Source organism: Acidimicrobiia bacterium (assembly GCA_041394025.1).
Taxonomy (GTDB): Bacteria; Actinomycetota; Acidimicrobiia; order IMCC26256; family JAOSJL01; genus JAOSJL01.
Genome location: JAWKJA010000004.1, coordinates 507,249 through 521,915, shown reverse-complemented (window position 1 = coordinate 521,915; position 14,667 = coordinate 507,249). Strand labels below are relative to the sequence as shown.

At 69.7% G+C, this 14,667-nt stretch carries 12 protein-coding genes, 1 tRNA gene and 1 pseudogene; 10 read left to right on the top strand and 4 right to left on the bottom strand.

The features are described from left to right. Window positions 1-40 precede the first annotated feature (40 nt). From R3A49_14105 to R3A49_14075, 7 genes and pseudogenes are all read left to right on the top strand, one after another. A complete protein-coding gene (locus R3A49_14105; GenBank protein ID MEZ5171855.1) occupies window positions 41-1,627 on the top strand; it encodes an FAD-binding oxidoreductase in 1,587 nt (528 codons plus the stop codon). A 7-nt stretch (window positions 1,628-1,634) separates the two neighbouring features. Beyond that, window positions 1,635-2,276 (top strand): HAD family phosphatase, encoded by a 642-nt coding sequence (locus tag R3A49_14100; GenBank protein MEZ5171854.1) that lies wholly within the window; start codon window positions 1,635-1,637, stop codon window positions 2,274-2,276. 35 nt (window positions 2,277-2,311) lie between these two features. After that, window positions 2,312-2,932 carry a histidine phosphatase family protein gene (locus R3A49_14095; protein ID MEZ5171853.1) on the top strand — a complete coding sequence of 207 codons (621 nt, stop codon included), beginning with the start codon at window positions 2,312-2,314 and terminating at the stop codon, window positions 2,930-2,932. Further along, on the top strand, window positions 2,929-3,693 hold the full coding sequence (locus R3A49_14090; GenBank protein MEZ5171852.1) for a crotonase/enoyl-CoA hydratase family protein: 765 nt from the start codon (window positions 2,929-2,931) through the stop codon (window positions 3,691-3,693). Before R3A49_14095 ends, R3A49_14090 begins: the two co-directional genes overlap by 4 nt. 61 nt (window positions 3,694-3,754) lie before the next feature. Further along, window positions 3,755-4,123, top strand: a pseudogene (locus R3A49_14085) (CBS domain-containing protein). Between the two features lie 6 nt (window positions 4,124-4,129). Next, the gene (locus tag R3A49_14080) at window positions 4,130-5,308 is read left to right on the top strand and encodes a citrate synthase/methylcitrate synthase (GenBank protein MEZ5171851.1); all 1,179 of its coding nucleotides are present in this window, start codon (window positions 4,130-4,132) and stop codon (window positions 5,306-5,308) included. A gap of 64 nt (window positions 5,309-5,372) precedes the next feature. Then, window positions 5,373-7,124 (top strand): hypothetical protein, encoded by a 1,752-nt coding sequence (locus R3A49_14075; GenBank protein MEZ5171850.1) that lies wholly within the window; start codon window positions 5,373-5,375, stop codon window positions 7,122-7,124. On the opposite strand, the gene R3A49_14070 is transcribed toward R3A49_14075, so the two are convergent. Further along, on the bottom strand, window positions 7,106-8,869 hold the full coding sequence (locus tag R3A49_14070; protein ID MEZ5171849.1) for a molybdopterin-dependent oxidoreductase: 1,764 nt from the start codon (window positions 8,867-8,869) through the stop codon (window positions 7,106-7,108). The genes R3A49_14075 and R3A49_14070 overlap by 19 nt on opposite strands. 159 nt (window positions 8,870-9,028) lie before the next feature. On the opposite strand from R3A49_14070, the gene R3A49_14065 reads away from it, so the two are divergent. Further along, a complete protein-coding gene (locus R3A49_14065) occupies window positions 9,029-10,462 on the top strand; it encodes a hypothetical protein (GenBank protein ID MEZ5171848.1) in 1,434 nt (477 codons plus the stop codon). 7 nt (window positions 10,463-10,469) lie between these two features. Here the strand turns inward: R3A49_14065 and R3A49_14060 are convergent. Together R3A49_14060 and R3A49_14055 are read right to left on the bottom strand one after the other, a co-directional pair. Then, a tRNA-Leu gene (locus R3A49_14060) sits at window positions 10,470-10,557 on the bottom strand. 37 nt (window positions 10,558-10,594) lie between these two features. Further along, window positions 10,595-10,915, bottom strand: a complete 321-nt coding sequence (locus R3A49_14055; GenBank protein ID MEZ5171847.1) for a hypothetical protein — start codon at window positions 10,913-10,915, stop codon at window positions 10,595-10,597. 48 nt (window positions 10,916-10,963) lie between these two features. Here R3A49_14055 and R3A49_14050 point away from each other — a divergent pair, with 48 nt between their 5' ends. After that, a complete protein-coding gene (locus R3A49_14050) occupies window positions 10,964-12,382 on the top strand; it encodes an MATE family efflux transporter (GenBank protein ID MEZ5171846.1) in 1,419 nt (472 codons plus the stop codon). Here the strand turns inward: R3A49_14050 and R3A49_14045 are convergent. Then, window positions 12,294-13,625 (bottom strand): MFS transporter, encoded by a 1,332-nt coding sequence (locus R3A49_14045; protein MEZ5171845.1) that lies wholly within the window; start codon window positions 13,623-13,625, stop codon window positions 12,294-12,296. The two genes, R3A49_14050 and R3A49_14045, sit on opposite strands and share 89 nt — an antisense overlap. Before the next feature lie 82 nt (window positions 13,626-13,707). On the opposite strand from R3A49_14045, the gene R3A49_14040 reads away from it, so the two are divergent. Further along, window positions 13,708-14,667 carry a lysophospholipid acyltransferase family protein gene (locus R3A49_14040; protein MEZ5171844.1) on the top strand — a complete coding sequence of 320 codons (960 nt, stop codon included), beginning with the start codon at window positions 13,708-13,710 and terminating at the stop codon, window positions 14,665-14,667.

Below are 14,667 nucleotides of genomic sequence, written 5' to 3'. Positions count from 1 at the left end.
GCGTTGGCCCGCCGACTGCTCGACGTGCGACAGTCCGGAGATGACTCGCGGCCGCAGCTTCTGGGGGTGGGGCGACACCGACGCGGCACTCGACGCATCGGAGCAGCGGCACCTCGCCGAGCGGATCGGCGAGCTCTTCGAGATCCCGACACCGGCCATCGGCCCGGAGCCACGCCTCGACGACATCGCCCTGCGTGATCCTCGCGTGGCGCCCCCCGACACGCTGGCGGCGCTGACGACCACCGACCGCTTCGAACGCGCCCTCCACGCGTACGGCCGATCGTTCCGCGACGTCGTGCGCGGGCGTGCCGGTGACTTCTCCCATCCCCCCGACCTGGTCGCGCTTCCCCGGAACGCCGACGACGTGGCCCGCCTCCTCGACTGGTGCAGCGACGCCCGGGTCGCCGCCATCCCGTTCGGGGGTGGCAGCTCGGTGGTGGGCGGGGTCGAGCCCCTCGTCGACGACCGCTACCGGGGTGCTGTCTCACTCGACATGCGGCTCCTGGACCGCGTCCTCGACATCGACCACGAGTCGCGCGCCGCCCGGATCCAGGCCGGGGTCTACGGGCCGGCACTCGAGGACCAGTTACGTCCGCACGGCCTCACGCTGCGCCACTACCCGCAGTCGTTCGAGTTCTCGACACTCGGCGGCTGGATCGCCACCCGGTCGGGCGGCCACTACGCCACGCTTCACACGCACATCGACGACTTCGTCGAGAGCATCACCACCGTGACACCCCGAGGCCTCCTCGAGAGCCGTCGGCTCCCCGGCAGTGGAGCAGGGCCGTCCCCCGACCGCCTGATGCTGGGCTCCGAGGGGGCGCTCGGCGTCATCACCGAAGCGTGGATGCGCCTCAGCGAGCGCCCCGTGTTCCGGGCCAGGGCCTCGTTCCGGTTCCCCGACTTCACAACGGGCGCCGCCGCAGCCCAGGGCATCGCACAGAGCGGGCTGCACCCGTCGAACTGCCGTCTCCTCGATCCCGTCGAGGCGATGGTGGCCGGCGCGGGCGACGGCAGCTCCGCCGTGCTGCTCGTCGGGTTCGAGTCCGCCGACCACCCCGTCGACGTACTGCTCACGCGTGCAGAGGAGCTGTGCTCCGACCACGGCAGTACGCGCGCTGACAGCACCGATCGTGGCGAACGCGACGAGTCGTCCGACGCCTGGCGACGCACGTTCCTGCGCGCGCCCTACCTGCGCGACGCACTCGTCGGCATGGGGATGCTGAACGAGACGTTCGAGACCTCCGTCACGTGGGACCGCTTCGACGACCTCCACCACGACGTGACGACGACCGTGCGTGCCGCCCTCGACGAGGTGGGCGCATCCCGCGGTGTCGTGACGTGCCGTTTCACGCACGTCTACCCCGACGGCCCGGCCCCCTACTTCACCGTGATCGCCCCCGGGCGCCCGGGCGCACAGCTCGAGCAGTGGGCGACGGTGAAGGCAGCGGCGTCCGAGGCCCTACTGCGCAACGGTGCCACCATCACCCACCACCACGCCGTCGGCCGCGACCACATGCCCTGGTACGAAGAACAGCGTCCGCCGCTGTTCGGAGAGGTCCTGCGCTCCGCCAAGGAAGCTCTCGACCCCGACGGCGTCCTCAACCCCGGAGTCCTCGTCCGGTGACGGAAACATGAGAGCCGTGATCTTCGATCTGGGTGGTGTCGTGCTGCCGTCTCCACTCGACGCGTTCGCCGAGTACGAGTCGACACACGGGCTGCCGGGTGGGTTCATCAGCGGTGTGGTGATCGGAACCGGTGACGCGGGGGCGTGGTCGCGCCACGAGCGCGGTGAGCTCTCCTTCGAGCAGTTCTGTGACGAGTTCGACGCCGAGGCGAGATCTGCGGGTGGGGAGGTCGACGTCGCCGAACTCCTCGACGCGATCACGCGCGGGTCCGAGCCCCGTCCCACCTATCTGCGGGCGATCGACCGGATCCGGGCTGCGGGCCTCGGAACCGCTGCACTCACGAACAACTGGGCGGGCCCCGACCGAGCAGCGTCGTCGGATCCGACGGCCGATGCCCTGAACGCGCTCGCCGACCGCTTCGACGTGGTCGTCGAGTCCGCCGTCGTAGGTCTCCGCAAGCCCGACCCCGCCATCTACGAGCTCGTGTGCTCCCGGCTCGACGTGTCGCCGGGCGAGGCCGTGTTCCTCGACGATCTCGGGCCGAACCTGAAGCCCGCCCGGGCCCTCGGCATGCACACGATCAAGGTCTCGGACCCTGCGGCAGCGCTCGCGGAGTTGGCCGACGTCCTGGCACTCGACCTCGACTGACACGCGGACGTGCCCGGCCGGTAACTTCGGCCGCGATGGATCTCATCCTGGTGCGGCACGGCCAACCCGAGCGGGTGCACGCGGACACCACCGACGGTCGGCCCGCCGACCCGGGCCTCACGCTCCAGGGGCGGATGGAGGCGAAGCGCGTCGCCGAGTGGCTGCGCCACGAACACGTCGACCACATCGTGTCGAGCCCGATGCTGCGCGCCCTCCAGACGTCGGAACCACTCGCCGACGCGCGCGGTCTGGAGCCCGAGATACTCGATGACCTCGCCGAGTACGACCGCCACGCCGCGCACTACACACCGTTCGAGCAGATGAGCGCCGAGGAAGTCCAACGCCTCGCGGAGGCGGCGCTGGGCTCCGTCGACCTCAACGAACTCGCCAACGAGACGTACGCCGGCAGCCACGTGGAGGAGATCGGCGAGTTCGCCGGGCGTGTCGTGGCTGCGGTCGAAGGCATCATCGAACGCAATGAAGACCATCGAGTCGTGGCGTTCTGCCACGGCGGCGTCATCAACGCCTACCTCGCTCACATCATCGGGCTCGACCGGCAGCTGTGGTTCTACCCGGAGTACGCGTCTCTTCACCGGGTGTCGGCGGCGGCGGGCCTTCGGATGATCACGACGCTCAACGAGATCCCCCGCGTATGAGCGTCCGGGTCGAGACCGACGGTGCCGTCACGACGGTGACCATCGACCGACCCGGCGTCCGAAACGCCGTCGACGGCCCGACCGCCGCTGCGCTGGCTGCCGCCTTCCGTGCCTTCGAGGAGGACGACGCCACCGCGGTCGCCGTGCTCACGGGTGCCTCGGGCACGTTCTGCGCCGGGGCAGACCTCGGCGCCATGAGCGGCCCCGACCGCAACGTCGTCACTCCCGACGGTGACGGACCGATGGGCCCGTCGCGCATGCTCCTCTCGAAGCCGGTCATCGCCGCCGTCGAGGGGTACGCCGTCGCCGGTGGGCTCGAGCTCGCGCTGTGGTGCGATCTCCGTGTCGCGGCGTCCGACGCCGTGTTCGGCGTCTACTGCCGTCGGTGGGGCGTACCGCTCATCGACGGTGGCACGGTACGGCTCCCGAGAGTCGTCGGACAGGGCCACGCTCTCGACATGATTCTGACGGGTCGCGGCGTGAGCGGCGACGAGGCCGTCGCCATGGGGCTCGTCAACCGGCAGACGAAGCCGGGCGGGGCGCTCGCGGGCGCGATGCGCCTCGCGAACGAGCTGGCCACCCTCCCCCAGGAGTGCATGAGGGCCGACCGGCTCTCCGCCCACGAGCAGTGGGGTCTCCCGCTCGACGAGGCGCTCGCCAACGAGTTCTCCCACGGCCACACGGTCCTCGCCGGGGACGAAATTCGCGAGGGGGTCGGGCGCTTCCGTGGCGGCGCAGGGCGACACGGAGCCCCTTCCTGACCTCTAGACTCGCCTGTCGGGCACGACCACGCACACCCACCACACGAGGAGATCCGCTGAGATGGCGCACACGTCGGGTGCCACCGCACGCACCGTCGCCGACATCATGAGCAGCCCCGCCGTCACCGCGACGGCCGCGGAAACGGTCTCCGATGCCTGCGACCGAATGGACGACCTGGGTGTCGGCTCGGTTGTCGTCGTCGACGGCGACCGACCGGTCGGCATCCTCACCGAACGCGATCTCGTGCGCTTCGCTGCCGCAGGTGCCGACCCCTCGGCGACGAAGGTGGCGGAGTGGATGACCGAGGACCCCTACACCGTGGCTCCGGACCGTGCGGTGTCGGAGGCCTTCCAGTCGCTGTCGGAGAAGGGCTACCGCCACATCCCCGTCGTCGAGGACAACGTGCTCCAGGGGATCGTGTCGATGCGCGATCTCATGAAGATCGCACAGATCCAGCCGGCGGGCCGCCTCGCCGGTGACGTGCCTCCCGGGCTCGAGGGTGTCGTCGTGGCCGAAACCCACATCGGCCACGTCCGCGGTCAGGAGGGCTTCTACCACTACCGCCAGTACAACGCCGTCGAGCTCGCCGAGAAACGCTCGCTCGAGGACGTGTGGCACCTCCTCTTCAACGGCACCCTCCCCGCGTCGCTCGACGAGCGCCGGGCGTTCACCGAGGAGGTGAAGCCCTACCGCGACATCCCCGACGGCGTGATGGCCCTCATGCCCGACGTCGCCCGCCTCGGTGACCCCTTCGTACCGCTCAACGGGCTGCGGAGCGCCGTCTCGTTGCTCGGCAGCTCCCTCGACTTCCGCCCGTCACTCGACCTCACGAGCGACGAACTGCGTCTCAACGCCATGCAGGTGTGCGCGGTGGTTCCCACGTTCCTCACGACCCTGTACCGGCTCAACAAGGGCCTCGATCCGATCGCTCCACACCCCGACCTGCCGTACGCCGCGAACTACCTCTACATGATGCAGGGCAAGATCCCGTCGTCCGAGCATGCCCGAGCGGTCGAGCAGTACCTCATCTCGACCATCGACCACGGTTTCAACGCATCGACGTTCACTGCGCGTGTCATCACCTCGACCGGCGCCGACCTCGCCGCGGCGGTCGTGGGCGGTATCGGCGCCCTGTCGGGACCACTGCACGGTGGGGCGCCCAGCCGCGCGCTCGACATGCTCGACGCCATCGGCGAGGTCGACAACGCCGAGCCGTGGATTCGCCAGAGCGTCGAGCGGGGCGACCGGCTCATGGGGTTCGGCCACCGCGTCTACAAGACCGACGACCCCCGCTCCGTCATGCTCCGAGGAGTCGCCGAACGTCTCGGTGGCGACAACGTGGAGCTCGCCAAGGAGATCGAGGCAACGGCCGTGCGGGTGCTCGAGGAGCTGAAACCGGGTCGCAAGCTCTACACCAACGTCGAGTTCTACGCCGGGATCGTGATGGACCGGTGCGGCGTTCCCCGCGAGATGTTCACCCCCACATTTGCGTCGAGTCGCGTCATCGGGTGGACATCGCACATCCTCGAGCAGGCGGCCGACAACAGGCTGATCCGCCCGAGCGCGGAGTACGTCGGCGAGCCACCGCCTCAGCCCGTCCCCACCATCGACTGACCGGTCTTCCACGACGCTGGAGGGGTCGACCACCTCGGCGCCCTGCGTCGGTACTGTCCGGCACATGGACACATCAGGACCGCCTCCGGCCGCGGGCGTGCGCGTCGGCCATCTGCTCCTCGGCTCGCTGCTCGCCGCCATCGGAGCCGCCGTGTTCCTCGTACTGAGCTCGGGACCCGCATCGGCCCAGGAGGCCGACGGGGACGGCGACGGCACGCCGGTCACGCTCGACACGCAGATCGTGGACGACAGCGTCGGCACCGACGAGGAGGTACCGCCACCCGCCGACGAGGCGGAGGATCCCGGGGAGATCACCGACGACGACGGTGACAGAGACGCCGTTGCGCCCGACGCCGTCGTCGAGGACGTCGACGACACGGGGCCCGCTGTAGGGACCGACGCAGGTGCCCCCCTCACGCTCGACGCACAACCCGACGCGGGCCTCGACACCGGGGCCGCGGTCCCGGAGGCTCCCGACTGCGGAACGTGTCGTTCCACGATCGACCAGGAGCTCGTGGACCGGACCTTCGACACGGACCACTGGACGGTCGTCATCGAGGCGACCCTCGACTCGAACGTGGTGTGCCACCTGTTCCTGTTCCAGTGCGTCGTCCAACCCGAGCAGGCACCCACCGACATGGCGCTCGTGAGCGTCGAGTGCCTGTCCCCCGGGTGGGCCCACGTCTACATCGACGTACTCGGTTTCACACGCAACGTCTGCGCGCGTTTCGACCACCACCACGCGGGCACCGACCAGAGGTTCCGTTTCACCTACCGCACGGATCCCGGTGTCGTGTCGGGAACCGTCAGCGAGAAGGTCGTCTTCTACCGGTTCCCCGAAGAGATCTTCTTCGTGCGAGCCTCCGACACGATCACGATCGACCTGGATGTCGAGCTCGACGTCACGAAGACGTGTCCCGACGTCGTCACCGCCGGAAGTTCCGGCTCGTGCACCATCACGCTGAGCTACCCCGGGCAGGGGCCGGCGCTCACCCCCGTCACGGTGAGCGACACGCCACCCGCCGAGTTCCTCAACGGCACCCTGGTCCATGTGTCGGGCTCGGGAACGTGGAACTGCATCGGCCTCACCTGCACCCTCGTCGGCAGCTACTCACGCGGTGACACCACGACCTTCGGCTTCTCGTTCAACGTGGCGTCCTCGGCCGACGGCGAGGTCTCCAACACCGCGAACGCGTCGTGGAACACGGGATCGGCCTCCGACGACGCCGTCGTCACGGTCCGGCAGCCGACCGACACGACCCTCTCGATCATCAAGGTGGTCGAGGGAGGGACCGTTCGACCCGGCGACCCGGTCGCCTGGCGGATCATCGTCACCAATGAGGGCCCGGTCGACGCCGTGAACGTACGAGTCGCCGACATGCCCGGTGGGTTCGTGCAGCGGGCGGTCATGGCCTTCGAGAGCGGCGTCGGATCGTGGGCGTGCTCCGATCTCGAGTGCACGACGGCTCTGATGCCGCTCGGCGACGCCGTGTTCGTGGTGAGGGGGTTCGTCGCAGGCGACGCGCCGCCGGGAACCGTCATCACCAACGAGGCCGAGGTCGAGTGGGACAACGATGTGTTCGGCCCGGACTTCCCGATCCGGGTCGGCGCGCAGGTGATCGTGGCGGAGGCACCTTTGCCGCCGGAACCTCCCGAGCCCCCTGCCCCTCCACACGGGCCGGCCTCGGCACGGACACTCCCGGTCACGGGCTCCGGTGACGTCCCGACGCTGCTGCTCGTCGCCGGGATCCTGCTCCTGGCGGGTCTGACGCTTCAGAGGGCCGGAACGCGGGACCCTCAGATGGGCATGCGGTAGCCGAAGAACTCGTGGTCCTCGTTGTAGCCGCCCTGGCCGCCGCCGAGATGCGCGTAGTCGTCGATGAACTCGATGGCTCGGACCCACTTCACCATCTTGAACCCGAGCTCGACCTCGTTGCGGAGCCGTAGCGGCGCACCGTGGACGAGACCGAGAGGCTCGCCGTTCATCTCGTCGGCAAGCAGCGTGAGCTCGTGGCCCATGTGCTCGAGGGAGTGGACGTCGTAGTACACGCCACCGTCGGGACCACCGCCGAACGAGTAGAACGCCACGTACCTCGCCTCGGGCAGCGGTCTCACCGCCTCGCAAATGGCGCTCATCGGGACACCTCCCCACTTGGCCACGCCCGACCAGCCCTGGATGCAGAAGTGCTGGGTGATCTGCTCGCTGCGCTCCATGGCCGCGAGGTCGTCGAGGCTGAGCTCGCAGGGTTCCTCCACCAACCCGTCGACGCGGAGCCTGAAGTCACGAAACGCGTTCTCGGCCAGGGCGGCGTACTCGTCGGAGTCGGGCATCGTCCCGTTCGGCCAGAGGTGGGGCGAGATGTCGGCCTCGGTGTACGCCCCGGGCTTCGGGTCGACGTGCTCGAGCAACCCCTTCAGTGGGCCGACCAGACGCCGCCCCACACGCTGGACGATCCGCGGGTACCGGAGCGTCACCGGGCTGGCGAGTGCCCAGGCGACCACGACGACGGCCATCGCCACGAGGTAGATCCAGAATCCGGTCCAGGCGTTGCTGTCCTTCCCCGTCGTGATGTGGTTGAGGTTCCCGAGCAGGCCCGTCGTCCACACCATCACGGTGTGCATGATGATGAAGCCCACCATCCAGACGAGCACGCCGACGTGGATTGATCGGGCGAGCTGGCGGTTCATCGCGCGACCTGCGAACCGGAGCCTGTTGGCGATCGCCGGTGACTGCATGAGACCCGTCACCAGAGCGAGCGGCGCCGCCACGAACACCGTCAGGAAGTAGGCGAGGAGTTGCAGGCCGTTGTAGGCCACCCACCCCTCGTTGGTCGGGAAGTCCAACGACAGGTACTGGATCAGCGCCGAGAGGGCGTTCGGGAACACCGAGAGCGACGTGGGGACGATCCGCTCCCACTGCGGTGTGGCGAAGAGCAGGACGTAGAGAATCACGCCGTTCACCAGCCACAGTAGGTCGACGCCGAAGTGCCACCAGCGGGCCAGCCCGATCGAGTGGCGGATCCCGGGGATACCGAACCAACGCGGCAGGCTGACGGAGTCCTGTTTGGCGGTCCAGATCCGGTCGGTGGGGACCGGCTTCTGGAAGCGGAACCACTCCGTGCCCGGTGTGGAATGCCGGTTCCAGTAGAGCCGCGGGTGGTCGGCGAGGATCTGGAGCCCGGCGCGCACGATGAAGATCATGAAGAACAGATTGAAGAAGTGCTGCCAACGCAGCCACCAGGGGAACCCCGTGTAGGGAGGCTCGGGTGTGGTGACGGTGCCCGGGTTCGTGGCGATGAAGTTCTGCACGGGCTTCGTGGCCCGGAGCCCCTGGGCCACGGCCACGGCGATGACCATCACGGCCGCGAGCACGGGGAGGATCCACAGCAGGTTCACCCAGCGGCGGCCGATCCGCACGTGCGGGGGTGTCCCGCCGACCTGGGGGATCCCGCCCGCCCACTCGGACACGTCGATCGTGTCCGGTGCGGGGGTGAGGTCCGCCTCGGCCGGATCGCTGCGGGCGCCGCCGGGCGCCGTGGTCGGCTCGGGCGCTTCGGTCATCGTCGCTCCCTTGGTCTCACCGGCTCGTCGGCGACTGTACCGGCGTGGTGCCGGACGCCGACCGTTCCCCGTTCTAGTGCATTCGCACCATACAGCGGCCGCGGAAGCCCGCCGATGGAGAGGCGACACGTCCGATCCGCCCTTCGAGGTCCCGCGCCCATGCCTCTGTCCGCCCGCCCACGCTCAGCAACCGTTGCCGCTCTCCTCGCAGCCGTCCTGTTCGCGGCCGGCCTCACCGTCGCCGGTGCACGCCCCGCGGCCGCGGAGTACGACGAGTACGTCGGGTCCCGCTCCCCGATGACGCTGCTCGGAACCGACTACGCCGATCCCGAGCCCGGCCACACGAACCCGGGCTCGTGGTACTGGGGCTTCGACGAGGGCAACCTCGAGTCCGTCTTCGTCGATTCGAACACGCAGGACATCCACGGCTTCAGCGGCGACTCCGACATCGACGTCGCGCTCGCCACGCTCGACTTCGGCGCCCAGGGAACGCGCATGATGACCGTCTACGTCGACTCGGAGGCCTTCTCCAACGCCGGAGGAGGACCGTACGCACGGGACTGCACCGGTTTCGACTCCCTGGCGAGCGACGTCACTGCCGCCTGGGTGCAGGCCTCGACGTGCGTGGCGTTCCGCTCCTCCGTGCTCCAGGCACACGGTCACGGCAACGACTTCACGTTCACACCGAACCCCGCAAGTTTCGACGGCTTCACCGACGCCTCCGGGGCGCCTCTCGCGGACGGCAGCGTGTGGGTCACCAACGGGTACGTCGACCCGACCGAGGTGGTCTACGACGCCCCACCGATCGTCTACCAGGGCACAGCGTCGCCCTTCGAGTACGACGGTACGACCTTCGACGCCGACATCCCGCCCGAAACCGGCTCCGGCGGAGCGGCCTGGTGGGCGCCACACGACGGGCCGCCCTTCTACATCAACGGCGCTCCCACGGGCATTCCCCTGTGGCCCAACCCTCCGGATGCTCCGTACCGTCCGGTCCACGCCATTCTGGGGAGTGCCGGCGGCGCCGATCTGACCATCTACGTCGACTCGGTCGTCTTCGGCATGCTCGACCCACACAACCCGTTCCCCGCCGACTGCCCGGGCTTCGAGGCCCTCATGGACAACGTGACCGGCCCCGGTTTCGTGACGTGCACGGCGTTTCGGGCCGACATGTGGGCTCCCCCCGACGTACTGGGTGAGCAGTACACGTGCGCGTCGGACTGGCAGACCGGCTGGACCGGTAGCGACGGGAGCCCCATCGCCGGCGATCAGCCGAAGCTCGTGGACGGGGCGCCGAATCCGGCGCTGACGCCCGTGGGTGTGAACGACGGACCGGGTGTATGCCTGTCGTCGGCACCGCCTCCCCCCGACCCTCCGACACCGCCCGGTCCGGACCCGACAGGGCCAGGCGGCGGGTCGGGCGGCAGCGGCACCGGAGGCAGCGGCACCGGGTCCGGCGCGCCGGGTGGGTCCGTCCCGACACTCCCGGCCACCGGCATCGACCTGTCGGCGGTGCTCGCCCTGGCGGTCCTGGTCGCCGGCACCGGGTTGGGACTGACGGCCCTGAGCCGTCGGCGCCGTGTGACCTCGTGACCGTCGGTGCCCGGGGAGGGAGTCGAACCCCCACGCCCCCCGAAGAGGACCGGCGGGTTTAAGCCGCCTGCGTCTACCGGTTCCGCCACCCGGGCCGGAGCCGAGGCTAGCGGCGCCGATCGAGGGTGCGGATCAGGCGACCGCCCGCCGTTCGTCCGCGACGGGCGGGCTGCCCTCGTGGAGAAGCCTCCGCCGCAGTGCCTCCCTCTTTGTGTCGGGGACGTCGTTGGCCACGAGGACGCCTTCGACCATGTCGGCCAGCACGTCGGACACGAGCCGGTCGCGGAAACGGACCGACACCACCCGTCCCCGGCGCCGGAACGTGCGCAGGCACCCTGCCCGACGTGGCGGGCTGCGAAACACCGGGGCCGCCAGCCCCGCTCGCCGTGCGGCGCCGGCGACAGAACGCGCCATCTCGGCGAACTCCACCGCTCCGACCCGCGCCCTCTGCATGACCGCATCGTGTCATCCGGGTGTGACGACTACGCCATGATGGGCGGAATGCCGACCGCCCCGTGGCGCCGCAGCGCCTACGACCGGGAGAGCCTCCGGCTGGCACTTCCCGCCTTCGGGGCCCTCGTGGCCGAGCCCCTCTACGTGCTCGCCGACACAGCCGTCGTCGGGCACCTGGGCAGCGCGCAGCTGGCCGGCGTTGCGGTGGCGGGCACCGTGCTCACCTCGAGCTTCTGGATCTTCAACTTCCTCGCGTCGGGCACCGGTGCCATCGTGGCACGCCGTCTCGGGGCCGATGACCCTCGCGGCGCCGTCGAGCACGCTGTCCAGGCGCACTGGACGGCACTCGGCCTCGGACTGGCGGTGGCGGCCGTCGGCCTCCTCATCGCCCCCTACGCCGTGCGCGTCTTCACCCCCGACGAGGACGTGCGTGCCTTCGCTCTCCTCTACCTGAGGATCAGCCTGCTCGGCGCGCCCGCCTTCCTGACGATTCTCGCCGGCGTCGGGCTCCGACGCGGCCTCCAGGACACCGTCACACCCCTCGTCGTCGTTCTCGTCTCGAACGGCGCCAACCTGGCGCTGGAACTGCTTCTGATCTACGGGTTGGGCATGGGTGTGGGCGCCTCCGCGTTCGCCACGGTCGTCGCGCAGTACTCCGCCGCCACCACCTTCCTCGTACTCCTTCGGCGGACCGCCCGCGCCGAGGGGGCGTCGCTTCGACCGGACGGTGCCGGGTTGCGCCACGTGGCGGTGTTCGGAGGATTTCTGACGGTCCGGACGTCGGCACTCGTCGGGGCGTTCGCGGTGGCGACGGCGATCGCCGGGCGGCTCGGCACCACGTCGCTCGCCGCCCACCAGATCGCCTGGCAGATCTGGGTCTTCCTCGCCTTCGCCCTCGACGCCATCGCCATCGCCGCGGAGGCCATGACGGGACGGGCGCTCGGAGCGGGGCGTCCCCGCGAGGCCCGAGACGCGGCGAACCGGATGCTCGGGTGGGGCCTTCTCACCGGTGTGTCGGTCGGCGTGCTGGTCGTCGTCGGCCGACCGCTTCTCGCCGCCGTGTTCACGGACGACCCGGCGGTTCGCGCCCTCGCGGAGCACACACTGTGGTTCGTCGCCGCCATGCAACCACTCAACGCCGTCGTCTTCGTGCTCGACGGCGTCCTGATCGGGGCGGGCGACGTGCGCTACGTGGCCGCCGCGATGCTCGTGAGCTTCGCCGCCTTCGTACCGGCGGCGATCGCCGCTCTCGAGATCGGTGGCACCCTCGGCTGGCTGTGGGCGGCGATCATCCTGCTCCTCGTGGTGCGTGCGGCGACGACGCTCGGGCGGTTCGTGACCGACCGGTGGCAGCTGGTGGGCGAGACGCCCGGTGAGCTCAGCGCAGGATCCCCGGTGTTGACGGTGCCGCCTCGGTCGGCGGCGGATAGCCAGGACGGTGCCGGTGCTCGTCGAGCGAGCTCGTGAGACCGGTACGGGTCATCAGCCACAGCGAGAAGGTGACGATCAGTGCTCCCGACGGTGCCACGGTCCAGCGCACACCGACGGCGTCGGCGATCGCACCCTGCACGAGCGCACCCACGGGAAAGGCGCCGGTGATGGTCATGAAGTAGATGGCGAGTACCCGACCGCGGAACCGGTCGGCCACCTGGAGCTGGATCGAGGTGTTCAACGACGAGGCGATCGTGATGTAGCCCGCCCCGAGCAGCGTCATCGCCGGGAGCGTCACGGCGTAGATGGGCGACACGCCCATGAGGAGCACGCCGGTGCCGTAGACACAGATCCCCGACACGGCGAGGCGCGACCTCGGGAAGGCGTCGCCGTAGGCGCCGATCCAGAACGCCATGCCGACCGCGCCCACGCCCAGCGCGGCGGTCATGAAGCCGTAGGCGAGAGCACCCACCCCGAAGACGTCCTGCGCGAAAACGGCCGACAGGGGGATCACGGGATTGCCGAGGAAGACCACGACGGCGATCATGCCGACGGCGAGCACGAGCCCGGTGTGGCGGCGCAGGTACTCGACGCCCTCCCGGAACGTGCCCGTCCCCTCGTCGGTCGACGGCGGTGAGGTGCGTGTGCGACCGGCGTGCATCAGCGCCAGGGCCAGGAGCACGGCCCCGAAGCTCAGCGCGTTGCCGAGAAACGCCTGAGCGGGGCCGAACGCGGCCAGCACCGCGCCCCCGACTGTGGGGCCGATCGCACGTGCCATGTTGAACTGCGCCGAGTTCAGCGTGACGGCGTTGAGCAGGTCGTGGCGCGGGACGAGCTCGGGGACGAACGACTGCCACGACGGGAGACCGAGCCCGATGGTGACGCCGAGCAGTGAGACCAGCGCCACCGTGACACCGGGGCCCGCGCTGCCGCCACGCCAGACCCACCACAGCGCGAGTGCGACGAACATGCCGCCGAACTGCGTGACGATGACGACCCGCTTGCGCCGGAAACGGTCGGCGAGGCGGCCGCCGACGGGTCCGAGGACCACAGCAGGAATGAACTGGGCGAAGGTCCCGAACCCGACCCAGGTCGGGGACCCTGTGACCCGGAGCAGCACGAAGGGAACGGTGACGTTCTGCATCCACGTGCCGGCATTGGAGATGAGGGCCCCGGTCCAAAAGAGGGCGAAATCGCGATGCCGCAGGGCGCGTACGGCATGGCGAAGCCGCGATCCACCCGTGATCTGCTCTCGACGACTCTCGGACTCTTCGTGCACGACGCTCCCGGCTGCCTCCCTATGATGCCCGAGTCAAATCGCCCGGGTTGCGTCACCGGGGAAATCGCGGTTGCCTTGAGACGTGACCGACACCGGCGCCCGTCGCCCCACGAGCACCCTGCGCGATTCCCTCGACGAGCGCGCGCGTCGGTCGGCGGCCGGCGCGGGCGACGACGACGGCGACACACCCTCGGGAAGCAGTCGGTCGCTCGTTCCCGTGCGCGACGAGAGCGTGCCGCAACGACCCGTACACGCGACTCGGCTGTCCGACGTCGACGGCTGGGGCCGCTCCGAGAGCATGCGCGCGCTGACCCGCACCATCTACAAGCCGATCTACGAACGGTGGTTCCGTGCCGAGTGGGAGGGCCTCGAGAACATCCCGACCGACGGCGGCGCATTGCTGGTCGCCAACCATGCCGGCGCTCTACCACCCGACGCACCGGTGATGATGCACGGCATCGAGGAGGAACTCGGTCGCCCGGTCTACGGCCTCGCCGAGTACCTCTTCCGCACCATCCCGGTCGTGGGCACGCTCTGGTCGCGCACCGGTGGTGTCGTGGCGAGCCCGGAGAACGCCTACAAGCTCCTTCACGACGAGCAACAGCTGGCGCTCGTGTTCCCTGAGGGCGACAAGGGCCCGGGGAAGCTCTACAGCGAGCGCTACAAGCTCCGTCGGTTCGGGCGTGGAGGTTTCGTGGAGATCGCCATGCGCGCCGGGGTGCCGGTCGTACCGATCGCGTGTGTCGGCGCCGAGGAGGCGATGCCGATCATCTACAAGAGCAGGTCGCTCGCCAAGCTCTTCGGTATCCCCTACTTCCCGATCACGCCGACCATGCTCGCTCTCGGTCCGCTCGGTGTGGCGGCGTACCTCCCCGCCAAGTTCAAGCTGCGCGTCCTGCCTCCCGTCACGTTCGACGTGCCACCCGACCAGGAGCGCTACTCGCGGGGACGCGTCATGGAGGAGGCCGACGCCATCCGCACCGAGATCCAGGAAGCTCTCTACGACATGCTGCGCACACGTCGCAGCGTCTGGTTCGGCTGA

Bases quoted from the DNA above. Each gene is read 5' to 3' on its own strand.
- R3A49_14105 (MEZ5171855.1), top strand. From the start codon at position 41: ATGACTCGCGGCCGCAGCTTCTGGGGGTGGGGCGACACCGACGCGGCA.
- R3A49_14100 (MEZ5171854.1), top strand. From the start codon at position 1,635: ATGAGAGCCGTGATCTTCGATCTGGGTGGTGTCGTGCTGCCGTCTCCA.
- R3A49_14095 (MEZ5171853.1), top strand. From the start codon at position 2,312: ATGGATCTCATCCTGGTGCGGCACGGCCAACCCGAGCGGGTGCACGCG.
- R3A49_14090 (MEZ5171852.1), top strand. From the start codon at position 2,929: ATGAGCGTCCGGGTCGAGACCGACGGTGCCGTCACGACGGTGACCATC.
- R3A49_14080 (MEZ5171851.1), top strand. From the start codon at position 4,130: ATGAAGATCGCACAGATCCAGCCGGCGGGCCGCCTCGCCGGTGACGTG.
- R3A49_14075 (MEZ5171850.1), top strand. From the start codon at position 5,373: ATGGACACATCAGGACCGCCTCCGGCCGCGGGCGTGCGCGTCGGCCAT.
- R3A49_14070 (MEZ5171849.1), bottom strand. From the start codon at position 8,869: ATGACCGAAGCGCCCGAGCCGACCACGGCGCCCGGCGGCGCCCGCAGC.
- R3A49_14065 (MEZ5171848.1), top strand. From the start codon at position 9,029: ATGCCTCTGTCCGCCCGCCCACGCTCAGCAACCGTTGCCGCTCTCCTC.
- R3A49_14055 (MEZ5171847.1), bottom strand. From the start codon at position 10,915: ATGCAGAGGGCGCGGGTCGGAGCGGTGGAGTTCGCCGAGATGGCGCGT.
- R3A49_14050 (MEZ5171846.1), top strand. From the start codon at position 10,964: ATGCCGACCGCCCCGTGGCGCCGCAGCGCCTACGACCGGGAGAGCCTC.